The following is a 24,231-nucleotide window of genomic DNA, read 5'->3' on the forward strand; positions in this document are numbered from 1 at the left end:
CATGCTGCCACGCCTTCGCGAGCTAGGGGTTCTCGGAAAGTGCTCCGCGCAAGAACCCAACGACCTTACCCCATGAGTCTCGGCGTGCGGCAACCACGCCCTCAGCGGTCCCGCCACCAAGGCCGGCGTCTCCAGCAGCGTCCTTCTCGGCGAGAGGACCGAAACTGAAATGACCAGCATTCGGATAATCAGCTCGCGTAACGTTGTAAAGAAATGAGTGGTCCCGCAGTCGCTTCATGATGGCATCGGCCATCGTTGCGGATGGCCACACCGCATCGCTCGAACTGGCGATCAACATGATGGGGCCATGGATCTTCTCGACTGGGATAGCGGCTGTGTTGAGTTCGTGCGTGCGCTCTCGGCTTGCGGTGTACAGCGCGCCAAGCGAATGACAGTCACCGCACGATACGAAGGGGACATAGGTAAGCGGCTTGCCGCTCAACGTCCATGACGACGCGACCTTCCCGGACTTCCGGTCGATACCTTGCCAGACAACATCGGTTGGCGACGCCGCGACAGCCGCCTTGACGCGAGGATCCATCGTCGCCAACACGAGCGCCGCCTCGGCGCCTTTTGAGAAGCCGACAACAGCAATGCGCATCGGATCCACGCGCGGATCGTTTACCAGTCGCTCGATGCCGGCCTGGAGACGCTCCACGGGTATATCGATGAGCTGATCATCCAGCCCGGGCGCCCTGAAGTAGGCTTCTGCCAGCGCCGCATAGCCGCTTTCCGATAGCCCCTTCGCCACCTGTTTCGCCCACGCGTCACCTCCTTCGGCACCGCCCAGCACGAGGACGCCGGGCAACCGATGGCGCTGGGCAGCGCTCGTGGGATAGAACATGGTCGCCTGAAGCGACAGCGTGCCATTGGGTGCAGATGGCGAAGCGCTTGCCGCGCCGCTAGTGCTGACAAGGCACAGGACAAGTGCCGCCACGAAGCCCTTCAGTCGTCGTTGCATGCGTCTCCCCCGTTTCAAGATGTGGTGACGCAATAGAGCCGAGGGCAGACCGAGCGTCAATGTGCGCTAGGTCATGTAAACCAAAAACCTTATTCGAGCCGACATACGCGCGCATCCTTTGTCAAAAACACTAACGAGCTAGTCGAATATGTGTCTGGCGAGCTTGGTGCGCCATGAAAGATGCCTGTGCCTAGTTCTTCAAGGCCCCGCTAACGTCGATAGACGCAAGCGGTTTAGGGCTGGCAACCCTCGGAAGCAAGCCCGGTCGTGCACCGGGCTTTTTATCGCCATGCGCCGGCGTCTGCCCCACCGCTAAGCGCGAAGCCCGCGCTTACCCGCGCGTGCTGCCGGAAACTTCAGGCTTTACTTCAACGTGGCCGTCATCGCGCGAGGCCACTTTCTTGGCTTGCTTTTCATCTTTCTTTTTCTTCTTCGCCAACTCGCGCTGGCGCTTTTCGAAGGTGTAGTTTGTCTTTGCCAATGTTGCGCTCCGTGTAGTAGTGAGTGGCCGGCCCTTGGAAGTGCACGAGCCTGCGCGAGGGTGAAGCGAAATAAACTAGGCTGCCCGGTCGTACGATTTGTCGGAGTCTGCGGGCTTACTGTACTCGGCGCGGATGGCCTTGCAGTAAGGCCCCTTCATGACGAACCGCCGGCACACCGATGGTCGGCTTTCGTAAATGCCGCAATTCATGCGCGCACCGTTCAAAGCGATACACCAGCCATCCTCGCCCCGCTTCATGACGTGCAGGCCTTCGGGCGAATACGTGGTGAGGTGATCGGGCACGCGATCCTCTGGTTGCAACACCACCGTGAGGCGACAACACACCGCCTCGCAAGTTGAACAATGGATGGCGCCCTTGGCCGGCTTGGTTGGCGAGTTCATACGCTGGAAGCCTCCCAGCTTCGTTGGTAATGCAAAAGGTGGCCCCGATAAGGCGGCGCATCGCGATCGTCCATCGGACAACGCTCTTGGGTAAGCACGAAACCTTGTTCGGCCAATAGCTGGCTGAAATGCTCGCTATGGCTTTGACCAGGATCGGTAATGACTACCTCGGCGGAAGGGTAAGCATGTCGCTTGACGACATCCGCGAGCTGCACCGCTTGTGAAGGCTCGTACAGCACGTCACTGGCGATAATGACGTCGAAATGGCCGAGGGAGGCCTGCGAGGCACGCCACGGCAGGTGACGATAGTCGACGACCGGCAGCGCATTGAGCGCCGCGTTATACGCCAGAAAAGATTCGGCTAGCGGGTGTGCATCCGTGGCGACGATGTCCACGCCCCGTCGCCGCAGCACAAGACTCGCCAAACCAATACCGCAACCCAATTCGAGTACGCGCTTGCCATCGGCAGCGAAGCGGTGCATGGCTTGGGCCAGCAGGCGCTCGGACGGCCATAGCTGGCCAAAGAGCCCCCATTCCGCCGTCGATAAGCCCATGCGCGTGCGATGGCCGTCGGCATCGGAAAATTGCTGCTTATCGCTCAGCACTCGCAGGCGATACGTGTGCCCGCCCACGGAAAGCCGCTCGTTACGGGTTGAATAGACCGGCATGAATGCTCCCGGAGGGACCCTGCGAACAGGGCGAAGCGAGGGGGAGCGAAGCATATGACGTTAGGTAGTCACACAGGACGCGCGAGGCGAGGCGGTACTTACGCCGCCATCATACACCCATGCCGGGCCTATGGTTCGCCTCAAGCGCCCAAACCCAAGCCACGCACCGGCCAGGATCGCGCAAACAACGCGACGACCCTGGCCTATGAGCGTTTAGCGCGGCCGGCGCCCCGGTGGCAATGTGCTGCGATTGGGTGCCGTGCCCGAGTGTCCCGGCTCTCGGGTGAAACGGTCGGTCTTCTTGTAACTCTTTTCGGTATCACCCGACTCTCGCGTCTTGGTGGCACCGCTATAGACATCGTGAATGTGCGAAAGGGAAAGCGGTTTGGTGGGTTGCACCATAGTGATTCCTAGAAAGCAGGCGAACGCTGAGGCCACGCCGATCCCTCGGAATCGAGAAAGCAACGCGGAAGAAAGAACGCACATCGACCAAGCAACGCCCGATTAAGCGACACGTTGATCGTCATTCCTGCGATGGCAAGCGGCACGTCTCAATGGCCGAAAGGCACCGCCAGCTATCGCTGGCATAACGATCAAAATCAGCGTGCCCCTAATGCAGGTTGTGATACCAAAGTGCTTCCATGCCGAGCCGCGTGGCGCATACCCGCATCTGCGCTACGGTGACCAAACCTTCCTCACTAAGACGCCGAAGATCCGCAAGGCGCCTGATGGAACGCACAGATAGCGGACACCGCTTTGCGACCTCACTCAGCAGAGCCCATTGCTTACAACTCAAGCCATTGAATGGATGGATCGCCATGGGTTCTGCTTGAGCGGGAGGGATCCGGATGCGCCCAAAAACGAGCGACCCATCCACCATACGCCCTTATGGACGCCAAGTTGTTAGTTTAAACGTGTGATACAGGCCACTCTGTTGCACTAATGATGCGAGGAGACTAGTGTCCGGTGCACTTGCTGAGGAAAACACCGTGTCGATCATCTTTGTCGATGCCTGGGCAGACGGCCCAGATGCAATTGGACAGTGGCGCGGTTGTTGGCGTTTGCTGCGTGACGGGCTGGCCATACGTGGACGCTTTGGCGTCACCAGCGAACGCTTTTGCAGCGAGGATCTCGCCATTTGCGCCGGACTGGCTTGCGGGTCGTCCGATAAGCGCAACGTCTTGGACGCCGAATCTTACCGGCTCTATTGAATCCTGGCTCGTTGTCAGCAAGCTCGCATCCCACGCAATCATCAAGCCAATCAGGCAACGGCGGATCGACCGAAGCGTCGAGCGCAACAGCTCTCGTCACAACCACGCGTCCATGTTGGCAACACCAAAACCTCGCCGCCTAAAGATGCTTGGCTCACGCTGCGCGAGCCATCGCCAAGTACGCCGCATCGCCCAGCCAAAACGCGCATCGGCACCGGCTTGTGAAACGCTTGCCTTGCCGCGCAGCCGATAGCACACCCTGCCACCAACCCTGCGTGGCAAGGGGCCCAAACTCAACGCGGCCGAAACGCCATGCCCAGCACGCATGCCAAGGCTGCCAAGTTCAGCCACGCAAACCAGTCGCCCCAGCGCGTGTAGAGCGTTACCGTTTCATGCAACGGCAAATCACCAATCACACTCGCGGAGCGCTGCTCGCTGGAAGCTTCGGCAATCACGCGTCCGCGATCGTCGCTCAGTGTCAGGCGCCCTGCCCGTGCGGCACGGGCTACGGCAAATCCACTCTCAATGCCGCGAACCACGGCCATGCGGCTATGGAGCCAGCCATCCACATCGAAATCAGATGCCGGAACCAACAAAAGTTGCGCATGAAGGTCGGCATAGCCGCGACCGATATCCTGGAAGTCCATGTCCTTGCAGATCGCCAGGCCGATGCGTGGCGTTCCGTTGAGCAGCGTATAGGTGTTGCCGGGCGAGAACTGCTCTAGGCCAAGAAGCAGGTGATGCTTGCTGTACGTGGCAGGCGACGATGCGCCGGGCTCGAACACCGCCAACATATTCCTGTCGCCACCGCTGGCACCAAGGTAGCCAATGCCCACGCCAACGGTCACCTTGCGTTGGGTTGCCATCGCCGCGAAGGCGGGCATGTCGGTCGTGGTCGTTGCGAAGCGGGTTTCGGGAATCAGCACAACCTGCGCGCCCTGGTCGACGAGGTGTGACAGCGCATCTATATAAGCAGCTTCCCGTGCCTTGCCTTCTTCGCTGGTCAGCTGGGGCATACCACGCTCATTGAGTGACACCAGCCCCACCCGCACGGTGGAGCTTGGCGGCGCTTGCAGGCGCCAAGTGCCGTACGCGAGGGAAGCCACCATCGCCACCCCCGCCATCACCGCCATGAAGCGACGACGCGCGGGCATGGCTTTTGGCCAGAACTGCAAGCTCACCGCCGTTGGAACAAACACGATAAGAAAGCCCAGGCCCCAGATTCCCGTAACCGCCACCAGCTGGATCACCGGCAGTACGGATGCCTGCGTGTAGCTGATATTGAAGAACGTGGCGTGTGGTGAAACGAGGCTATTGATGTACTCGTAGGCCACCCACAGCGAGGGCACCGACACCGCGGCGGCAACTGCTTGGCCGCGCAGAAGCAGGCGCCTATACAGCAGCGCGCAGGCCATCATCACAAGGCCAACGGCGAGAACAAAATAGAGAATGATCGATACAGGCAACCCGATGTTCCCGTGCAGGTAGCTCCACGTATTGAAGCCACCTACGCCATACGCAGTCAGCGCCGCAAGCGCTGCCCATAGCGCCCGAACTCTTGGCGCAAGCCATAGCACGGGGAGTGGTGCGAGCCACGTTACCCACCAGAGCGGATGCGTGCCGCTCCCCAGCCACCAGGCCGCGGCGGAGAGTGCTACGGCGAGCAGTGCGACGGGCAAGCGCACGCGATCAGGCTTTGAGTCCATCGATCAATCTCCCCAGTGACTTTCTATAGAACGTGCGAAAGCGGGCCTCGTCGTAACTGAAACGCCCCGCGCGATACAGCGCCACCAAGCCATGCTGATGCGCCCATAAGGTCATCGCTACGTCATGTGGGTTCTCGTCCTTCAGAAGCCCCTTCGAGACGCCCTCTTTAACGGCCTCCACCACCACATTGAACGTGGGTGACAGACCAGCGTGGAAATCCTCGGGATACTTGCGGGCGTCATCACGGCGCACGGAAAACGCGTGATCGAACAGGTGTGGATGCGCCAAAGCGTAGCCCAGATACGCATCGGCGATGGACAACAGGCGCTTTAGCGGGTCGCGGCTGGCTGCGCGCGCTTTCCAGTGGCCCGCTTCCGCGTTGAAGCTTTGATCCGAAAGACGTTTCAGCAGCGCATCACGGCTGGGGAAATGGCGATAGATCGCCATCGGCGTAATGCCCACCGCATCGGCCACGCGGCGCATGGTGACGGCGTCAGCCCCCTCACTGTCGAACAGTTCGTGAGCGGTCTGGAGGATTTTTTCCACGGTCGATGGCGGGGTCATGTATACAGTGTATACATGACCCCGCGAGAATGGCAATGCAACCCGTTGGGGCCGATCCAAGACAGCCCCAGGTGGCTTTGGCTATGCGCTGGGCATATCCCACCGCCACGCTTTCTCCAAACGCTCGCCCAGGAAATCCAGCAACGCCTTTACACGCGGCGGGAGATGGCGGCTGTTCGGGTAGAGCGCGCTTAATGGGGCGGCGGAAATCGCGTATTCCGCAAGCACCCTTACCAAGCGCCCGCTGCGGATGTCGTCACCCACATCCCAGATCGACTTGCGTGCGATGCCCGCCCCTTCCAACGCAAACGCATGAGCCGCGCCGCCATCGTTGGTGACCAACGCAGCGGTCACCTCTACCGCGTGGCTCTCCTTTCCTTCGAAACGCCACACGGCACGGCGCCCCTCGCCAATCAAAATGCAGCGATGGTGCACCAGTTCGTCAGGGTGGCGTGGCACGCTAAAGCGTTGCAGGTAGTCGGGTGACGCACAGAGCACGCGATAGTTGGGTGCCAACCGGCGCGCAATGAGCGACGAGTCTTCGAGGCTGCCGAAACGGATGGCCAGATCCATCCCCGTATCGAGCAGATACATCACCACGTCGGAAAGCGTCAGCCGAATGTCCACCGCCGGATGCCTCTGCTGAAATGCCGTTATGGCCGGCGCAAGCCACTGCCGGCCAAATTCGCCCGGGGCAGTCAAACGTATCGTTCCACTGATCGCCTGCTGGCGCCCGGACATTACCGTTTCCGCCTGCTCCACCGCCGCCAATATGCGCAGCACCTCCACATGAAACAGCTCCCCTTCCTCGGTAAGGACCTGCCTGCGCGTGGTTCGCTGAAGCAGGCGAACACCCAGCTCCCTTTCGAGTTGCGCCAAGCGTTTGCTAACCACCGCCAATGACAGATCCATGTCGCGCGCCGCGGCCGAAAGGCTGCCAGCCGCCACCACGTGGGCAAAGGTGCGCAAGTTGGGCAGGTTCTCGATCATGGGCAGATTATTAAACTAAAGGAAATAATCTATCAGCCCATTGCCGGTATTTCCTCTCTTTTACGCAAGTCACCATGCGCTTAATGCCGGCCATGCCGGCCGATAACCCGCAGCCCTGAGGACTTTGCCCATGACCGCCAACGCTCCAAACACCATCCACCGCGCCGCCCGCTGGCTCGCCGCCCTGCTGGTGCTGCCGGGGCTCTCACCCGCTGTCCATGCGCAGGCCAGTAAGGACGACCTGGTGCAACCGAAGGTATTGATCGTCGACCACAGCCTGCCAAAGCACACCCTGGATGCGCAGATCCTCGCCGCGCGTCGCTACGACACCTTCTGGAACACCGGCGATGAAGCGATGGCGCGCGCCGCGCTGTCGCCAGACTTTTTCGACAACACCCTGCCCAACGGCCGGCCGCAGGGTCTTGAGGGTGTGCTTTTCGCATCCAAAGGCTTTCGCGCCGCCGTGCCTGACCTGCGAAGCGAAGTCACCCAGATGATCGTCGCCGGCGATCGCGTGGTGACGCACCTGCATTTCACCGGCCATTTCACCGGCACCTTCGGTGGCACGCAGGGTAAGGGGCAGGTTATCGACTTTATCGCCACCGACATCTATCGCATTGCCAATGGCCGCATCGCCGAAGACTGGCATCTGGAAGACAACCTCAACTTTCTCCAGCAAGCCGGCCTTATCGCCAAATAAGGAAACTGGCCATGAACATCACCAATGCTGATGAACCCACTGAGTTGCAGGCAAGCCGCCGGAAATTCCTGCTCCAGGCCAGTGCGGCAGCGGGCGGCATGGCCGCCATGACACTCGCCTCTCGTAGCGCTTACGCAAACGCCGCGCATGCGGGGCACCTGCCTACTGAACCTAGCGGGCCCAGCAAGCCGTTCTGGCCGGGCGACACGCGCTTGGTCATCTCCATCTCCATGCAGTTCGAAGCGGGCGGCCAGCCGCCCAAGGGAACCGACAGCCCCTTCCCCCGCGTCGATTTTCCCGACAGTGTCCCTTCCGATGCCGCCACCAACACCTGGTTTGCCTACGGCTACCGCGAAGGCATTCCGCGCATGCTCGACTTGTGGGATCGCCATGGCATCAAAGTAACTTCGCACATGATTGGCGAAGCCGCCCGCAAGCACCCCGATCTGGCGCGCGAGATCGTGGCGCGCGGTCACGAAGCAGCGGCGCACGGCCCCCAATGGCGTTCGCAATACGCCATGTCCCGCCTGGAGGAAAAGCAATTCATCCAGGAAGCCACGAGCATGGTCCAAGAGATCACCGGCCAGCGCCCCACCGGCTACAACGCCAACTGGCTCCGACGCGGCCCGAACACCCTTTCGCTGCTGCAAGAACTGGGCTACGCGTATCACATTGATGACATCAGTCGCGACGAACCCTTTATCGAACAGGTCAACGGCAAGGACTTCGTAGTGGTGCCCTACACCCTGCGCAATAACGACATCCTCCTGATCGAAGGGCGCAACTATTCGCCAGACAAGTTCCTCGCGCAGATCAAGCGCGACTTTGACGAGCTATACCGCGAAGCCGGCACGCGTCGCCGCATGATGTCCATCAGCGCTCACGACCGCATCAGCGGCTCGCCGCAAATGGTCAGCGTATGGGACGAGTTCATCCGTTACGCCAAACGCAAGCCCGGCGTAGCATTCATGCGCAAGGACGAGATTGCGACATTCGCCCTGCAGAGCCCGCTCACCCTGCGGGAGCACGAAACCATCTAGTACCCACGCGGCAACGTACGTGCCCCGCATCCAGCGAGCACCCATCGGTTATTGCTAAAGTCCGTGATGCACCGAGGGGGAAGGCGCCGAGCATCAAAGCACCACCGCGCCCTCCTGCCACGGTGGTTCGCTCCTGGCCGCCCTGCGCTACGCCATGGATCTGCCTAAACGCACAAGGGCCCATGATTTGATGCGAAAGATCAAGAATCGACTGTGGCTTGGGGCATGCCTATGGGCCACGGCATGGGCCGCCACGGCGGCGCCGGGCGATGCGACAGAACAGGCTCGCCAGATCGTGGCAACAATGACCACCGCCGAAAAAGTGGCGCAATTGCAAAGCGCCGCGCCGGCCATCCCCCGCCTGGGCATACCCGCGTACGACTGGTGGAGCGAAGGGCTGCATGGCTACGCCCGCTTTGGCGAAGCCACGGTTTTTCCGCAGGCCATTGGGCTGGCCGCCAGTTGGGACCCCGCCTTGCTCCACGCCGTGGGTCGCGTGGTGGCAACGCAAGCGCGTAGCAAGTACATCGCCACGGGGCTCCACGCCGATCACGGCCGTTACAACGGCCTCACCATCTGGTCGCCCAACATCAATATCTTTCGCGACCCGCGCTGGGGGCGCGGCCAGGAAACCTACGGCGAAGACCCGCACCTGACCGCTACATTGGGCGTGGCTTTCATCGAGGGTTTGCAGGGTGATGACCCGGCCCACCCCACCGTTATCGCCACGCCCAAGCACTTCGCCGTGCACAGCGGCCCGGAGCTTGGGCGCCACGGGTTTGACGTGGACGTATCCCCGCACGACCTGGAAGACACCTACCTGCCCGCTTTTCGCGCGGCCATCGTCGAAGCGCATGCCGGCTCCATCATGTGTGCCTACAACGCCATTCATGGCGTACCCGCCTGCGCCCTGCCCTGGCTGCTCGGCGAGCGGCTTCGCACCGATTGGGGCTTTAAGGGCTTTGTCGTTTCCGACTGCGACGCGGTCGACGACATGACCGCCTTTCACCACTATCGCAACGACAACGCTGGCTCATCCGCCAGCGCCTTGCGCGCCGGCACCGACCTCAACTGCGGCGTGGCCTATGGCGACCTTCGCGCCGCACTGGATCAGAAACTGATCAGCGAACGCGACCTCGACACCGCAGCCACGCGCCTGTTTGCCGCGCGCTACCGCCTTGGCATGTTCGACACCGCCATGCCCTCACCGCGCGCCGACCCTGCTGCCGAACGCGCGTTGGCACTGCGTGCAGCGGGCGAATCGCTGGTGTTGCTCAAGAACCGCGCCAATACCTTGCCACTCAAAGCCGGCAGCACCGTTGCCGTTATTGGCCCCAACGCGGATTCGCTCGCCGTGCTGGAGGCCAACTACCACGGCACCGCGCGCAACCCCATCACGCCGCTGGATGGCCTGCGCGAGCAGCTCGGCGAACAACACGTGCGCTACGCCCAAGGCGCCACACTCGCCCTGGGCGTGCCCGTACCCATTCCATTCACCGCGTTGCGCAGCGGGCCTGGCGCAAGCGAAGCCGGTTTAAAGGGCGAGTACTTTCGTGGCACGCAACTGGCCGGCACGCCCGCCGCCACGCGTATCGACCGCAAGATCGATATGGACACCGATCACCAACCGCCAATGAGCGCGCTGGATCCCTCCGGCTACGCCGTGCGTTGGACCGGCCAACTGCTGCCACCCGGCCCGGGCGATTACACACTCGCCGTTACCGTGGATCGCTGCTTTGACTGCAAGGGGCACGACCCCGTGCGCCTGTACCTGGATGGCCACCTGATCACCGCCACCAACGGTGACGACCAGGTGCCCGCCGCCAAGGTGCATATCGACGACACACGCCCGCGCGACCTGCGCCTGGAGTGGCAACACAGCGGCGAAGACCAAGGCATACACCTGCAATGGATCGCACCGGCAAACGCGCAGCTTGCCGAAGCGGAACGTGTCGCCAACCAGGCCGACGCGGTCATCGCCTTTGTGGGCCTGTCGCCGGAGGTGGAAGGCGAAGAGCTGAAAATCGACGTGCCCGGTTTTGCCGGCGGCGACCGCACCGACATCGGCCTGCCCGCCACGCAACAAGCACTGCTGGAAACCGTGGCAGCCAGCGGCAAGCCGCTGGTCGTGGTGTTGATGAGTGGCAGCGCCGTGGCAACCACCTGGGCCAAAGAGCACGCCGACGCGATACTGGCTGCGTGGTATCCGGGCGAACAAGGTGGCCGCGCCATCGCCCAAACCTTGGCTGGCACCATGAACCCTGGCGGGCGCCTGCCGGTTACGTTCTATCGCGACGCACGCGACCTGCCACCCTTTATCGACTACGGCATGAAAGGCCGCACCTATCGCTACTTTCAAGGCCAACCGTTGTATGCGTTTGGCGATGGGCTCAGCTACACCACCTTCGCCTACGGTGCGCCGACCCTATCCACCTCGCGCCTAAAGGCGGGCGAGCCGCTCGACTTATCGGTGGATGTAAGCAACACCGGCACACGCACAGGTGACGAAGTGGTGCAGGTTTACCTCACCTACCCCGACGCCAGCGATGCACCACGCCGCGCACTGGTGGCGTTTCGTCGCGTAACGCTGGCGGCCGGTGAAAAGCGCAGCGTGCCGTTTCATCTCGATGCACGCGCGCTGAGCCTGGTGGATGCGGATGGCGTGCGCGCCGTCAGAGCGGGCCGCTACGCGCTCTACGTGGGCGGCCACCAACCGGAGACGCAGCAAACGCCCGCATGGTTCACGATTGCTGGGCAGGCCAACGTACCGCGCTGAGTTGGGAGTGGCGAGCGATCAATCTGCCCTTTAAGACACCGGGATATTCAGCGCCATCGGCGTGACCGCCGAGGCGCCAGTTAAGGATGCAATGATCTTGAGCGTCATCCCAGCGAATGCTGGGATCCAGCGCCTGCAAGCGCCTGAGCGTAAAGGCGCTGGATGACCAGCCTTCGGCTGTTGAAAAGCCCCTCCTGCTCTCGCCCCCTTTTTGGGGTTCGCAGGAATGACGAGCACCAAGTCGCTTGATCAAACCTCCCTAACAATGCTCCGGCTCTGCTCGTCATCCCAGCGAACGCTGGGATCCAGCGACTGCAACCACCTGAGCGTAAAGGCACTGGATTCCTGCTTTCGCAGGAATGACGAGCACCATGTCGCTTGATCAAACCTCCCTAACAAAGCTCCGGCTCTGCTCGTCATCCCAGCGAACGCTGGGATCCAGCGCCTGCAACCACCTGAGCGTAAAGGCACTGGATGACCAGCCTTCGGCTGTTGAAAAGCCCCTCCTGCTTTCGCCCCCTTCTTTGGGGTTCGCAGGAATGACGAGCAAAATGTCGCTTAATCAGACCTTCCTTAGCCAATCGTCGACCACCGAAAACCTCCGCCAGCTCTTACCCTCTTTTTGGGGCTCGCAGCCATCAACGCCAACACACCGCGCCAATCAATACCGCCCCGCCGCCAGCCCGCATACTGCCCCAAGCCCCCCCTTGAACACCGCACGCTTGACGCCCCCAATTACCTAACTTAAGTTAGGTAATTATGGAAACCGCCATCCAACGTGTTCGCCGCTTCAACCGCGCCGTTACCGCAGCGGTAGGTGCGCTGGACGAATCCTTTCTCGGTCGCGGCAGACCCTTGGGTTCCGCTCGGGTGATCAACGCCATTGGGCAAGGCCTAACAGACGTCGCCGCACTCAGGGAATACCTGGGCGTGGAAACCAGCCTGATGAGCCGCTTGCTGCGCGGCCTGGAAGACGAAGGCTTGGTGGAAACCGTGCCAAGCACGCTCGACGCACGTCGGCGCGTGGTGCGGCTTACCTCAACCGGCAAGGCCGAATTTCGCGCGTACGAGCGGCTCTCCAACGCCCAAGCGAAGGGCATGCTGGCCCATCACGCACAGCCCGACCAATTGCTCGCTGCCATGGACATGGTGGCATCTGCGCTGGGGCGCGAGCGCATCCACATCGAGGAAACCGACCCACGTAGCGACGCCGCCAGACACTGTCTGAATACGTACTACGCCGAGCTTGCGCAACGCTTTGAACAAGGCTTTGAAGTATCACGCTCACGCGACCCCTCGGCCGAACAAATGACCCGACCGCGTGGCGTGTTTCTCGTTGCCATGTCCGACACGCTGCCCGTTGGCTGCGTCGGTGTAAAAGGTGGCGCAGGCAGCGTTGCCGAAATCAAGCGGCTTTGGGTGGCCCCGTGCGCGCGCGGGCTTGGCCTGTCGCGCCGCCTGATGGCCGAGGCGGAACGCTTGGCGCGCGAGCTATCCATCACGGTTCTGCGGCTGGATACCCATCGCGCGTTGAACGAGGCGAAGCAGCTTTACTTGAAAACCGGCTGGAAAGAGATCGAGCGCTTCAACGACGACCCCTACGCGGACAGCTTTTTCGAAAAAGCCCTTTAAGCATGCTCTGATTTTTGTCGTCATCCCAGCGAATGCTGGGATCCAGCGCCTGCAAGCACCTGAGCGTCAAGACACTGGATGACCAGCCTTCGGCTGTTGAAAAGCCCCTCCCGCTCTCGCCCCCTTTTTGGGGTTCGCAGGAATGACGAGCAAAATGTCGCTTAATCGCACCTTCCATTGGGATCCTCCGATCTCGATCGTCATCCCAGCGAATGCTGGAAGCGCCTTTCAACAGCCGAAGGGCTGGTCATCCAGCGCCTGCAGGCACCTGAGCGTAAAGGCACTGGATGACCAGCCTTCGGCTGTTGAAAAGCCCCTCCTGCTCTCGCCCCCTTTTGGGGGTTCGCAGGAAGGACGAGCAAGATGTCGTTTAATCAGACCTTCCTTAAATCACCGCAGCATGCCTGCGCCCTCGTCCCCCTCTTCCAACTCCAGGCGCGCCTGCAACACCATCCAGTACAACGCCGTGGTATTGAACGCGCGCGCAAACATCTTCGCCAAGTCGAGTGTCATCGGCTTGCCGTTCATCATCCAATCCTTTAGCTGCGCGCTGGTGATGCCAATGCGCCGCGCCGTCTGCGCAAAGGTGAGGTCATCCGGCAGCATGTAATCGTGCAGCAGCACCTGCGCGGGTGAGCGCACGGCCAGCACACGGCTGACGTACATGCGCGGTGAGAGGGGAATCCGACTCATCACTGTCCTTAGTTGATGTGCGCGCACGCTTAAACACGCCGGCGCGAGCGCAGCGATAGATGTAGGCAAATGCCCGGCTTGGTCGTAAGTGATCACCAAGGTGCGGCACACCGGCAACACGCCCGGTGCGCCGCGGGGGCGATCAACGGACGGGTCAGGTGCTGGCGGCGGGTTTTTGGCCCAACAAGCGCGCGTAGGTGTGCAGGTAATGCACAGCCGCCGATAACCCCGCGGATTCCAACGGGGTTAGGGCAAGCTTGCGTAACGGGCGGTAACCTCGGCGCGGCGGGGCGAGGAAAGCCTCCTCGCTATCCATCAGCAGACCCAACAAGGCGTCTGCGGAGCGGGCAATACCGATCAGCGTTAACAACCGCTGCTCTGCGTCCCCAACCTCAGCTGGGGGAGCCAGCGTGTCGGCGGAGGTCGCGTGCGTAGCCTCTGGTGGGAAAGACGGGCGTGCGCGTGCCGTATGATCGTGGGTAGCCATGATCAACTCCAGATAGTTGGTGATGGTTAGCGGGTCGTGAGTGTGTCACCACTCACGGCCCGCGCCTCATGACCCGGGGGTCACGGTTGCACGCCAAGTGGATTCAGACACTCCACGCGCAACGAGAGGCAAAGTAGCAGAGGCCCACCGCGCGCATTGTCAGGCGATAGCCCGCCAACCCATACGGCCCTGGCGCGCAAGCACGGCGGCATGCGCTGTCAGCGCGCCACGACGCCACCGCAATTCACAGGCAGCCACACGCCGGCCACCTACGCTGGCGACCTGGGCTAAGCCGCTGAGTGATCGATCACCACTTGATTGCGACCGTTGAGCTTGGCTTGGCGCATGGCCATATCGGCGCGCGAAATCAGGCTTTCAATCGCCTCGCCAGGGCGATCGCACTGGGCAATGCCAATGCTGATGGTAAGCACGCGATCGGGGTGGTGCACAAAACGCATGGCCTCGCGCAACTGCTCCGCCCGCGCCTGCGCATGTTGAAGCGATACACCCGGCAACAACGCAACGAATTCCTCGCCACCCACACGCCCGATAAGGTCGGCTTCTCGCATTTGCGTGCGCAATGCCTGGGCCAGTTTCACCAGCACCTCGTCGCCGGCCGCGTGGCCGTAGTCATCGTTGATCAGCTTGAAGTGATCCACATCCAGATAGAACACGGCGGCGGGCAGGCGCCGCTGGTAGATATCGCTCAAGGTAAAGCGCGCCAACTCCAGAAAGCGGTTGCGACGCAGCAAGCCGGTGAGGCCATCGGTATGCGCCTGCTCGCGCAACTGCTTTTCCAATCGAAACTGCTCGAACAACGTGCGCGTCATAAAAGCGCGCAACACCGTGGCCACCGACAAGGCGATCATCATGTACACGGCATACTGAAACAGCGGCACCCGGTTCACGGCGCCAATCGCCAGCATGGGCAATGGACCAAACGCGCACAGCACCATGGCGGTGATGAAATCCCACCGCGCTATCCAAATAACCGACGACGCCACGGGCAACAGCAGTCCAGGCAACACCAACCGCTGCCCCGGCGTTTGCCCAATGCCGTTGAGGTTAATGCCCACCTCCAGCACCATCACGCAGCCCAGCGCCAACAGGCTGAGCGGCACGGCGCGCTTTTCGCGCCGCGTGGCAAGGGCCAGCACGGCCAGCGGTATCACCGGCAACAAGCGCAACGCCAACGGCACCGGCGAGGCACCCACCAGCGCACGGCCACACGATGCAACGACATACGCCAGCACGGCCAGCAGCGTAATCGCCTGGATGGCCGGCGCCATGCGCTGTGCCAAGTACTGGGTGTATTCCCGCCGATCACCCGGGTCGAGGGCTCGCTGCGATTTGGGTAACGGCTTATGCATGCGGGCCCCAGGGGCGCGAAATTCAACCGGACACCCACTTCTTAGCAAAAGAGGTGCCATGCCCGGCAGGGCGAGCCCTGATGCCGATCACGGGTTTTACCCCCACATAGAAGCTGGCTCAGGGCTTACGCAAAAGGGCAGCCAGCGACGTCAGGCGGCAGTGTTTGCCGGGGGTGGAAATGGGAAATTGGCCGCTGGGCCGCAACCGTCGAGCGCCCTCCGGGAACCCCGCTCCCCAGCGATATCCACCATGGGTCGCGGATTCAGTCGTTCGGTGCAAGGCTCCTGCTGCTCGCATAGTCATCAGTGGGTTGCGCCGACCGGCCGAATCCGCAGTTAAAAAGAGCGGATACGAGCCATCCTGCTGCACCTTTGCCATGAGGCCAGCCATCTATCTGCGTCGGGTTCGCGATATGCCGCACCCGTAAAGACTGAGGATCTAGGCTGTCACCGATCAGGAAACTCAATCACCACATCGTTAAGCGGCATCTCGGCATGCCGTGTATCGGCAGGGGGATGTGTCCATGGCTCGCCTTGACCAAATAGCTGCGCCTCGGATTCGGGTCCAAGAAAGGCGAAGTGGTCAAAAACATAAGGAATGCCTTCCGATCCCTCGAACGTCGGTGCATTGGATAGCTGAAAATGCAGGTGCGGGGCCGCAGAGTTTCCGGACTGACCAAGACGTGCAAGGACTTGTCCGCGACGAACCCGGTCACCGGGTTTGACCCTGATACTGCCGCGCTGCAGGTGCGCGTAGCTCGCAAACACGCCGGGAGCGATCTCCAACACGACGTAGTTCCCGAAGAGTCCGTTCGCCGTCAGCGATGTTGGCTCAGGCTGGGCACTGAGTGGCCGATGTTCCGCCTCGTGGTCGCGCGTGCTGCGCACGACTCCGCCAGCCACAGCGAGGACGTCGGCTCCATAGCCGACCCAGTCGGCATAGGTGGACTTCTGGATGTCGTGCACGCCATCACGCATGACGTGGCCCGCGGTATCGACCCCCACCAGATCCAGCGCATAACGTTGTGGAATGGTGAGCTGCCCGTTGACGGCCACCAGGCTTCCCCAATGATGAGATTGAGCCGCGCCGGGCCCTTCGTGCGCCAGCCAGCGGCCACCAAGCAGCGGAGGCCCAATTACGATGGCCGGCTCGTCACGGATCGGCACGATGGCACCGTCAAGCACGGACACCGCCCCCTTCTCAGTGGCGAACTCGATGTGATGACGCAGCACGCGCGGCACTGCCGCGCTTGGCGGCAACGTGATCCAGACAAAGATAACGGCGCGTTTGCCCGACGCTATCGATGCCATCTTGCCCTCGGGTGCCGCCGGCTTGACCGTGTTCGACAAGTCCTTCGCTGTAAGCACAAGCAAAGGTGCATCGGAAGCATCGGCGAACACACTGAGACCACGTGGCGTCAACGAGCCGGTATCTCCGTAAAAGTTGGTGACATGCAGTTCGTAGGCGAGATGCTTCAGGCCATCGGTGCCGACAAATGGGCTGGGTGCGAACGGCACACGAGCCTCCACCGGTGCGAAGTTCTCTTCGGCTCGTAGGGATGTGAGGCTCGATATCAGCACCAGCAGGAAAATCACTGCCACTTTGTGGTTCATTCGAAAGCTTCCCTGGCAGACGCATAGATGCGGGGGCGTCATCGTTCGATACGCTCAAACCGAGCTGGGCCGGACACGGCCGCCCCAGCTTGCCGTAAGGAAAGCCGGTGCGCAATTGCACCTTGCCGCTCTCTCGCACTTGGAAAAACCTTCGGCGGTTGAGCAGATGACGCCGGACGCTCAGCGCGCGCTGGCTAACACCCATGATCTCGCTGTTGGCGCTACCTTCGATTCCATCCGCGCTCGGTACGGCACTATCTTTAAGCGCCGTTGCGCCCGCTCACGGAGCGCCCAAGCTTCTGGCCGTCAGCGCCAGGCCAGCCACAACGCCGACCATGCCAATGACCATGGACACGCGCCACGCCGTGGGCGCGATGCGCTCCAGGGTCATGGCAGCGGTAATGCAGCTCATGACACGCAGATCCATGGCACCCGCGATCAACAACATCGTGGTCATACCTGCACTACAACGCACGCAGTGAACACCCCACCGCGTACCGCAGCGCCAGGCCACGCGGCCGGTGGCGGGCGATGCCAGGCTGCTCAATAGCAGGCACCGGCAGCACATGAGCCAACGCGCCTTGGCCGCCGAGAATTGCCAAATTGCCGCCAGCAGCACCACTACACCGGTACAGGCCGGCACCATGCGTGCCGCCAGCGGCCATTGGATCACTAGCCAGGCCAGCGCGCGCCCAAGCGGATAGATGAGCACGCCCACGGCCATCCACACGCCCAAGTAACCCGTTGCCGCACACACGCTGAGCCACGTGGGGCGAGGCGCGCCGCTCGTCACGCACGCCTTGCGCAAGCGCCAGAGCACGGGTGCGAACGAGGGCAGCATCATCGCTGTCATCATGGCGGCCCACATGGTCATGAACATGCACAGGCCTTGTCGCCATGTTTGCCCGCACATGTCGAGCCAGAGCGCGGCGATAGCCCAGCCACCGCGCATGGGCAGGCCGCCCATATCGGCCATTGCCTTGGATTGCACGATGGTTACCACCGCGCTCGCGGCAAAAAGCGCCGCCAGGGCCAGCGCGAATACGCGCTGGCCGCGCCGGCCGGCTCGCGCCGGGTTAACCGGCGTACTCGTCATGGCGTCGCCACCACACGCCGGTTTCGTTGCGCCCCTTGGGTGCGCGATCCAGCCATTGGTACATGCCCCACAAGCCATCCAACCCACGGGCGTAGGTGGAGTACGTGTGATAGATCACGCCGTTTTCACGCACGAAGGCGCTCATGCCGGGTCGATCGCGCGCATACGTGGGCGCATTCACGCCGCAACTGGTGGCGAACTCCACCACGGGTTGGGGCGCGGGTGTGGCATCCATGGCGTGGGCGCCGCGTTGGTAGTTGTATTCCACCTGCCCTGCGCGTTGCTGCTCTTCCGTGAAGGACACGTTGAAGTCGGCATTGAAATCGCCGCTTTGCGATGACACCCAGGGAAACGACCAGCCCATGCGCTCTTTGTATGCGCGGAGTTTGGCCAGGGGTGCTCGCGACGCCGCCATCAAAGTGACATCGTGATGCGCCAGGTGCACGGCGAAGCCATCGAAACCATCGGCCACGGCCGAGCACGAGGGGCAACCTGCTGTGTAGTCCGGCCCAAACATGAAGTGATACACCAGGAGTTGCGAGCGCCCCTGGAACAGCTCGGCCAAGGTGGCCTCGCCTTGGTCGGTATCAAACCGGTACGGCTTTTCGATACGCACCCAGGGCAGCGCCTGGCGCTCGCGCACCAGTTCGTCGCTGCGCCGGGTGAGCGCCTTTTCGGCCTCCAGCAAGCGTAGCCTTGCGGCTAGCCATTCCTCACGGGTACCCACGGTGTGCGTGTTCATTCGATGTTCCTCCCATGCGATGAACGACGTTCGAGTCGTTCTCGATTCGACGTGCAGGGGGTAGATTAGGAACGCCACGGCAAGGGTGGGAGTAACAAGTGTGACGAGCTTTCGATGGATTCGCTGATCACCGCCGCCGCTCTCTCGCTCGCGGCCGGCGACCCGCTGGGCGCACTGAATCGGGTGGCGTTGCGTGACGATGCCCCTGCCCTGGCGCTTCGCGGCATTGCCATGGCGCAGTTGGGTGACCTTGAGCGGGCCAACACGCTTCTTCGCCGCGCCGCACGCCGTTTTGGTCCACGGGAGGAAGTGGCCCGCGCGCGATGCGCGATAGCGGCGGCTGAAATCGCCCTTGTATCGCGTGACCTCGTTTGGCCCGCAAAGGCCCTTCGCGACGCTCGCGCCGTGCTGGAGCGACAGGGCGACCTACCCAACGCAGCACACGCCCATTACTTGCAGGTGCGACACCTGCTGTTGGTGGGACGCCTTGAAGAGGCCGAGCACGAGTTGCCCGCACTCGACGCGGCGCCTTTGCCGCTGGCGTCGCGCGCGGCGTTCGAGCTGGTGGTTGCCGGTGTCGCCGCGCGACGCATTCGCGCCAGGCAGGCCCGCAGCGCGCTCGCTCGCGCCGCCTATGCGGCACGACAAGCAGGCATACCTGCCCTCATCGCGGAGATCGACACCGCCGCGCGCGATATGGAGCGACCGGTAGCGCGCCTGTGGCGCGGCACAACGGAGCAATGGATGCAGCTTGCCGAGGTGGAGGCGCTCTTGGCATCGCCAACCTTGGTGGTGGACGCTTGCCGCCATGCAGTGCGTGTCGATGGTGCGATCATTTCATTGGAACGGCGCCCTGTTCTGTTTGCGATTGCGCGCGCGCTGGCACAAGCGTGGCCAGGCGATGTCACGCGAGATGAACTGGTACTCCAGGTGTTTCGCGCCAGGCACGCCGACGAATCGCACCGGGCACGCCTGCGCGTGGAAATGGGGCGGCTGCGCCAAGCGCTGCGCCCTGTCGCGGGCTTGCACGCGACCGCGCATGGGTTCGCGCTTGCGCCGCATGCGCATCGCGACGTGGCCGTGCTGGCGCCGCCCGTGGAGGAGAAGCATGCGCCTGTGCTGGCGCTACTGGCCGATGGCGAGGCCTGGTCCAGCGCCGCACTCGCGCTTGCCCTGGAAACCAGTCAGCGCAGCGTGCAACGCGCACTCGATGCCCTGGCGGACACCGGCAAAGTGCAGCCGGTGGGCCAGGGGCGCGCGCGGCGATGGATGGTGCCGCCGGCGGTGGGATTCCCGACAACCTTGTTACTCCCCGGCTTTTCCACCGCGCACTAGCATGCAGGCCATGAAACGATCAGCCGCTCACATTCTTCGCGAACACGGGCCCTTTCCGGGCGTATCCCAAGTGCATGGCGTGTCCTACGACGGCCACTCGGTTTGGATCGCCACGGGCGATACGCTGCATGCCGTAGACCCGGACACCGGCGCCATCGCGCACACCATTCACGCCCAGGCACATGCCGGCACGGCGTTCGACGGGCGTTACCTGTATCAAATCGCGGAGGATCGCATCCAGAAGATCGATCCGCAGAGCGGGCAAGTACTGCACACGCTGCCCGCGCCGGGTGGTGGTGGCGATTCGGGCATGGCATGGGCGGAAGGTTCGCTGTGGGTAGGCCAATACCGCGAGCGCAAGATTCATCAGATCGACCCGGAGACCGGTGCCATTGTGCGCACCATCGAATCCAATCGCTTTGTCACCGGCGTGACCTGGCTCGATGGCGAGCTATGGCACGGCACCTGGGAGAACGACGAAAGCGAGCTTCGCCGCGTGGATGCCAACACCGGCGAGGTGCAGGAGAGCGTGCAGATGCCGGCGGGCCTGGTGGTATCCGGCCTGGAAGCCGACGGCAACGACCGTTTCTTCTGCGGCGGCGGCAACAGCGGAAAGCTGCGGGTCGTGCAACGGCCTGGGGGAAGCGTCAAACGGCGCTAACGAGGGGCACTTTATCGAGTTAGCTGCCCGGGCACGCGACGCTCGCTGTGCGCGGCGAAGGTTCAAGCGCCCCAAGGAACTGGCAGAATGCGCCCCTTGCCACGCACATGAGTTCGCCATGGATAGCCACGTTGCCCCCGTTCCACTGGAAAAGGCCTATCGGCTGATCAATCACGGGCCTACCGTGTTGGTGTCGGCGCGTCACAACGGCGAGGACAATGTGATGGCCGCCGCGTGGTGTTGCGCGCTGGACTTCAACCCGCCCAAGCTCACGGTGGTGCTGGACAAGGCTACGCGCACGCGTGCGCTTATCGAACACAGCGGCCGCTTTGTGATCCAGGTGCCCACGGCGGCGCAACTGCAACTTACTTACGAGGTCGGTTCGATCAGTCGCAGCGATACCCCCGACAAACTCGAACGCACCGCGGTGTCGTGGTTCGGCATCGACGGCATGGATTTGCCCTTTGTCAGTGGCTGCGCGGGCTGGCTGGCCTGCCGCTTGCTGCCCGAGGCGCATAACCAGGAGGCCTACGACCTGTTTATTGGCGAGGTGGTTGGCGCCTGGGCGGACACGCGCGCGTTTGCCAACGGCCACTGGCAGTTCGAGCACGCGGACGCGGCGTGGCGCAGCTTGCACTACATCGCCGGCGGACAGTTCTATGCGATTGGCGATGCGCTCAAGGCGAACGGTAGCGCCTGAGACTCAGGCGGGTGTACCCGGTTCTCCATGGACAACACGCGCCCACGGACACCTTGCGATGGCATGGCCGGCCACGTCGACGGGGTTTACTGACTCAGCGCGCTTAGCACGGACATCAGCGCTCGCTGGTCCTCAACAACCTTGAAGAACGTGCGGTCGGTGTCTTCGACTATCTTTACCGCACGGACAGCAATATCCGCCCCTTCGGGGGTTACGTCGATAAGCAACGCTCGCGAATCGAGCGGATCCTGGGTTCGCGTCAGCAGCCCTCGCTCAGCGAGCACACGGAGAACCTGCGAGGTCATCATCGGATCGGTATTGGCGTGCTCAGCGATGCGACGTTGACTCGGCGTTTCCCCGGCAACACGCGTCATCCACCACGTACTGACCAGTAGTACGAACTGAACATGCGTGAGATCCAGTGGTTTGAGTGCCGCAGTAACGCGACGCTGCCAGGCAAGCGTCGCGCGCCATAAGAGCAGCCCAGGGCTTTTGCCGGGTTTGGGCGACTCACTCACCGCACTGCTCCGCACGCTCGCCGAGCGCAGCAATCACTTCGGCGAAATCCGACGTAACGGCAGCGCCGACTTCGCTGGCGATCGAGTCGGGGCCGTCGACCTCACAGCGATAGGTGATCCGTGTACCACGCGCGCTCGGCGCTAGCTCGTGACGCACGCGAACGACCACGCCCATGTCGGTCACCCGCGTGACGTCTTCGAAGCCTTTGGCGGCCTCTACCCACGCGAAGTGGAACGGCAACGTAGTCGCGTCGGGCAAGACCATCACGGCAGTGGTGCCCGCCTTGAATGGCCCGTTCATGTCGATACGCAGTACGCCCTTGTTCCACTCGTGCCACTTCTCCGGCACCGCCAACACGCTGAACACCTGAGCGGGTGTCGCGGCGCACTCTCCCGAAACTTCAACGGTCCACATGTTGATGCCCTACTTAATATGCATGCATATTTTTTTCAAAAAGTAACCAAGCGCAAGAGCGCACTCCTGGGCGAATTGCCTTGGTCGATATATTTACCCGGGTGTTATTGACCTGAATATTTTTATCCGGGTATATGTAGCGAGCGCACATCGCACCCGCTCAAGTCACAGGACCCGGCGTCATGCCTCACCCATCGTCATCACCACGCTTTCTGGAACCCAGCCAGGCAGCCGGCCGTGCGTTCGTGGCACGGCAGTGGGCTGGCCCGGTGGTCATGCTCAACCTGCTGCGCTTTCGCGCGCTGGCTGACTACAGCGCATGGCCCGAGCTGGCGCCGCCGTCGCCTATTAGCGGCAGGGCCGCCTTTGAGCGGTATGTGGCGCACACGCTGCCCTTTCTCCACGCATCGGGCGGCGAGTTGCTGTTTGCGGGCGAAGGCGATGCGCTGCTGGTTGGCCCGGCCGAGGAGCGCTGGGACATGACCATGCTGATCCGCCATCGCGACGCAGCCACGTTTCTCGGATTTGCCTCGCATGCCCCTTACCTCGCCGGCCTGGGGCACCGCCTTGCCGCGCTGGAAGACGCGCGATTACTGCCCATTACCGACTGCACGGCGCTGCTGCGCCAGAGTGCCTGCCATGAGTGAGTTCAATACAACGCCCGCACACACACCGCCCACGCGCCAAGGCGAGCGCCACATCCGCTTGCTGGATCGCCATTGGGCCTGGCTCGATGCCCAACCCCGAAGCGCCAGCGCCAGCCTGCGTGCGTTGGTGGAGGAGGCCTGTCGCGACAAGCACGGCCTCTATCGCCGAGCCGCCGCCAAGGAAGCCTGCTACCTCTATATGCGTGACGCCGCTGGCGATCGCCCGCACTTTGAAGAAGCCGTGCGCGCCCTGTTCGCCGACGACGCCTCACGCCTGCAAGGCGAGATCGCCGCATGGCCCATGCACATTCAAGCGCGTGTGCGCGAACTGCTTGATGGCGGTGGCATGGGCGCAGCAACGGAGTCGCCGTGATGGATCGCGCGACGCGCAAGGCGCTCAAACAAAGCTATCGCCTGGCGTTTCCGGCGATGGGCATCTATGCGATACGCAACCTGGTAACCGGCAAGGCGCTGATCGACCAGAGCCTGCACCTTGAAGGCAGCATCAATCGCCACCGAACCGAGCTGCGCCTTGGTACGCATCGCAACAAGGCGTTGATGGATGATTGGCGCGCCTTGGGCGAGGCGCAGTTCGTGTTCGAGGTGCTGCATACGGAAACCGAGCGTGAGCAACCCGATTTCGACTATCGCGCGGCCATCGCGGACCAGTTGACCCAGTGGCGTGCGAGGGTTCCGCCGGGGTCGGCGGCATCCTATCTCTAGGGATGCTCCGGTGTTGATCGTCGTCCCGGCGCCCCCAACGACGGGCAAGCGCCGGAGTCGCCTTTCAACAGCCGAAGGGCTGGTCATCCATCGCCAAT

General features: G+C 62.5%; 26 protein-coding genes. 11 read left to right on the forward strand and 15 right to left on the reverse strand.

Going from position 1 to position 24,231, the window contains the following annotated elements; translation table 11 throughout:
- Positions 1-22 precede the first annotated feature (22 nt).
- The 4 genes from AC3G2C_RS13085 to AC3G2C_RS13100 form a co-directional block, all read right to left on the reverse strand.
- Positions 23-961: an acyl-CoA thioester hydrolase/BAAT C-terminal domain-containing protein gene (locus AC3G2C_RS13085; protein ID WP_488385052.1), complete on the reverse strand. Its 939-nt coding sequence runs from the start codon at positions 959-961 to the stop codon at positions 23-25.
- A 556-nt stretch (positions 962-1,517) separates the two neighbouring features.
- A complete protein-coding gene (locus tag AC3G2C_RS13090) occupies positions 1,518-1,844 on the reverse strand; it encodes a YkgJ family cysteine cluster protein (protein ID WP_488385053.1) in 327 nt (108 codons plus the stop codon).
- Positions 1,841-2,512, reverse strand: coding sequence for a class I SAM-dependent methyltransferase (locus AC3G2C_RS13095; protein ID WP_488385054.1), 672 nt, complete (start codon positions 2,510-2,512; stop codon positions 1,841-1,843). Before AC3G2C_RS13095 ends, AC3G2C_RS13090 begins: the two co-directional genes overlap by 4 nt.
- 213 nt (positions 2,513-2,725) lie before the next feature.
- Positions 2,726-2,914 carry a hypothetical protein gene (locus tag AC3G2C_RS13100; protein ID WP_488385055.1) on the reverse strand — a complete coding sequence of 63 codons (189 nt, stop codon included), beginning with the start codon at positions 2,912-2,914 and terminating at the stop codon, positions 2,726-2,728.
- Between the two features lie 587 nt (positions 2,915-3,501).
- Between AC3G2C_RS13100 and AC3G2C_RS13105 the strand changes: the two genes are divergently transcribed.
- Positions 3,502-3,723, forward strand: a complete 222-nt coding sequence (locus tag AC3G2C_RS13105) for a hypothetical protein (protein WP_488385056.1) — start codon at positions 3,502-3,504, stop codon at positions 3,721-3,723.
- A gap of 293 nt (positions 3,724-4,016) precedes the next feature.
- Here the strand turns inward: AC3G2C_RS13105 and AC3G2C_RS13110 are convergent, their stop codons facing one another.
- Genes AC3G2C_RS13110 through AC3G2C_RS13120 form a run of 3 tightly spaced genes read right to left on the reverse strand, consistent with a single transcriptional unit; the run spans position 4,017 to position 6,984 of the window.
- Positions 4,017-5,429, reverse strand: a complete 1,413-nt coding sequence (locus AC3G2C_RS13110) for a nitrilase-related carbon-nitrogen hydrolase (RefSeq protein ID WP_488385057.1) — start codon at positions 5,427-5,429, stop codon at positions 4,017-4,019.
- Positions 5,413-6,054, reverse strand: coding sequence for a TetR/AcrR family transcriptional regulator (locus AC3G2C_RS13115; RefSeq protein ID WP_488385058.1), 642 nt, complete (start codon positions 6,052-6,054; stop codon positions 5,413-5,415). Before AC3G2C_RS13115 ends, AC3G2C_RS13110 begins: the two co-directional genes overlap by 17 nt.
- Positions 6,055-6,075: 21 nt before the next feature.
- Positions 6,076-6,984: a LysR family transcriptional regulator gene (locus AC3G2C_RS13120; RefSeq protein WP_488385059.1), complete on the reverse strand. Its 909-nt coding sequence runs from the start codon at positions 6,982-6,984 to the stop codon at positions 6,076-6,078.
- 130 nt (positions 6,985-7,114) lie between these two features.
- Here AC3G2C_RS13120 and AC3G2C_RS13125 point away from each other — a divergent pair, with 130 nt between their 5' ends.
- From AC3G2C_RS13125 to AC3G2C_RS13140, 4 genes are all read left to right on the forward strand, one after another.
- Entirely contained in the window at positions 7,115-7,684 is a 570-nt protein-coding gene (locus AC3G2C_RS13125; RefSeq protein ID WP_488385060.1) for an ester cyclase, read from the forward strand.
- An 11-nt stretch (positions 7,685-7,695) separates the two neighbouring features.
- Positions 7,696-8,724, forward strand: coding sequence for a polysaccharide deacetylase family protein (locus tag AC3G2C_RS13130; RefSeq protein ID WP_488385061.1), 1,029 nt, complete (start codon positions 7,696-7,698; stop codon positions 8,722-8,724).
- A 190-nt stretch (positions 8,725-8,914) separates the two neighbouring features.
- Positions 8,915-11,500, forward strand: a complete 2,586-nt coding sequence (locus AC3G2C_RS13135; RefSeq protein WP_488385062.1) for a glycoside hydrolase family 3 C-terminal domain-containing protein — start codon at positions 8,915-8,917, stop codon at positions 11,498-11,500.
- Between the two features lie 759 nt (positions 11,501-12,259).
- Positions 12,260-13,132, forward strand: a complete 873-nt coding sequence (locus tag AC3G2C_RS13140) for a GNAT family N-acetyltransferase (protein ID WP_488385063.1) — start codon at positions 12,260-12,262, stop codon at positions 13,130-13,132.
- Positions 13,133-13,522: 390 nt separating this feature from the next.
- Here the strand turns inward: AC3G2C_RS13140 and AC3G2C_RS13145 are convergent, their stop codons facing one another.
- From AC3G2C_RS13145 to AC3G2C_RS13170, 6 genes are all read right to left on the reverse strand, one after another.
- Complete coding sequence (locus tag AC3G2C_RS13145) at positions 13,523-13,825, reverse strand: helix-turn-helix transcriptional regulator (protein WP_488385064.1); 303 nt, start codon at positions 13,823-13,825, stop codon at positions 13,523-13,525.
- 154 nt (positions 13,826-13,979) lie between these two features.
- Complete coding sequence (locus tag AC3G2C_RS13150) at positions 13,980-14,312, reverse strand: hypothetical protein (RefSeq protein ID WP_488385065.1); 333 nt, start codon at positions 14,310-14,312, stop codon at positions 13,980-13,982.
- A gap of 287 nt (positions 14,313-14,599) precedes the next feature.
- The gene (locus tag AC3G2C_RS13155; RefSeq protein WP_488385066.1) at positions 14,600-15,682 is read right to left on the reverse strand and encodes a GGDEF domain-containing protein; all 1,083 of its coding nucleotides are present in this window, start codon (positions 15,680-15,682) and stop codon (positions 14,600-14,602) included.
- 447 nt (positions 15,683-16,129) lie between these two features.
- Positions 16,130-17,296 (reverse strand): M23 family metallopeptidase, encoded by a 1,167-nt coding sequence (locus AC3G2C_RS13160; RefSeq protein ID WP_488385067.1) that lies wholly within the window; start codon positions 17,294-17,296, stop codon positions 16,130-16,132.
- A gap of 280 nt (positions 17,297-17,576) precedes the next feature.
- The gene (locus AC3G2C_RS13165) at positions 17,577-18,392 is read right to left on the reverse strand and encodes a DUF2182 domain-containing protein (protein WP_488385068.1); all 816 of its coding nucleotides are present in this window, start codon (positions 18,390-18,392) and stop codon (positions 17,577-17,579) included.
- Positions 18,373-19,134 (reverse strand): DUF899 domain-containing protein, encoded by a 762-nt coding sequence (locus tag AC3G2C_RS13170; RefSeq protein ID WP_488385069.1) that lies wholly within the window; start codon positions 19,132-19,134, stop codon positions 18,373-18,375. Before AC3G2C_RS13170 ends, AC3G2C_RS13165 begins: the two co-directional genes overlap by 20 nt.
- 114 nt (positions 19,135-19,248) lie before the next feature.
- Between AC3G2C_RS13170 and AC3G2C_RS13175 the strand changes: the two genes are divergently transcribed.
- The 3 genes from AC3G2C_RS13175 (at position 19,249) to AC3G2C_RS13185 (ending at position 21,830) form a co-directional block, all read left to right on the forward strand.
- Entirely contained in the window at positions 19,249-20,469 is a 1,221-nt protein-coding gene (locus AC3G2C_RS13175; protein WP_488385070.1) for a helix-turn-helix domain-containing protein, read from the forward strand.
- A 10-nt stretch (positions 20,470-20,479) separates the two neighbouring features.
- Positions 20,480-21,130 (forward strand): Vgb family protein, encoded by a 651-nt coding sequence (locus AC3G2C_RS13180; protein WP_488385071.1) that lies wholly within the window; start codon positions 20,480-20,482, stop codon positions 21,128-21,130.
- Between the two features lie 118 nt (positions 21,131-21,248).
- Positions 21,249-21,830, forward strand: a complete 582-nt coding sequence (locus AC3G2C_RS13185; RefSeq protein WP_488385072.1) for a flavin reductase family protein — start codon at positions 21,249-21,251, stop codon at positions 21,828-21,830.
- Between the two features lie 86 nt (positions 21,831-21,916).
- Here the strand turns inward: AC3G2C_RS13185 and AC3G2C_RS13190 are convergent, their stop codons facing one another.
- Entirely contained in the window at positions 21,917-22,348 is a 432-nt protein-coding gene (locus AC3G2C_RS13190; protein ID WP_488385073.1) for a MarR family winged helix-turn-helix transcriptional regulator, read from the reverse strand.
- A complete protein-coding gene (locus tag AC3G2C_RS13195; protein WP_488385074.1) occupies positions 22,341-22,763 on the reverse strand; it encodes an SRPBCC family protein in 423 nt (140 codons plus the stop codon). Before AC3G2C_RS13195 ends, AC3G2C_RS13190 begins: the two co-directional genes overlap by 8 nt.
- Positions 22,764-22,945: 182 nt before the next feature.
- On the opposite strand from AC3G2C_RS13195, the gene AC3G2C_RS13200 reads away from it, so the two are divergent.
- From AC3G2C_RS13200 to AC3G2C_RS13210, 3 genes are read left to right on the forward strand one after another with little or no spacing between them, the layout of a single operon-like run.
- Positions 22,946-23,410 (forward strand): DUF1330 domain-containing protein, encoded by a 465-nt coding sequence (locus AC3G2C_RS13200; RefSeq protein WP_488385075.1) that lies wholly within the window; start codon positions 22,946-22,948, stop codon positions 23,408-23,410.
- Entirely contained in the window at positions 23,403-23,783 is a 381-nt protein-coding gene (locus AC3G2C_RS13205; RefSeq protein ID WP_488385076.1) for a DUF2239 family protein, read from the forward strand. The genes AC3G2C_RS13200 and AC3G2C_RS13205 overlap by 8 nt, the downstream gene beginning before the upstream one ends.
- On the forward strand, positions 23,783-24,133 hold the full coding sequence (locus AC3G2C_RS13210; protein ID WP_488385077.1) for a GIY-YIG nuclease family protein: 351 nt from the start codon (positions 23,783-23,785) through the stop codon (positions 24,131-24,133). The genes AC3G2C_RS13205 and AC3G2C_RS13210 overlap by 1 nt, the downstream gene beginning before the upstream one ends.
- Positions 24,134-24,231: the final 98 nt, after the last annotated feature.

The sequence above is a fragment of the Frateuria sp. sgz306004 genome (genome assembly GCF_057750885.1).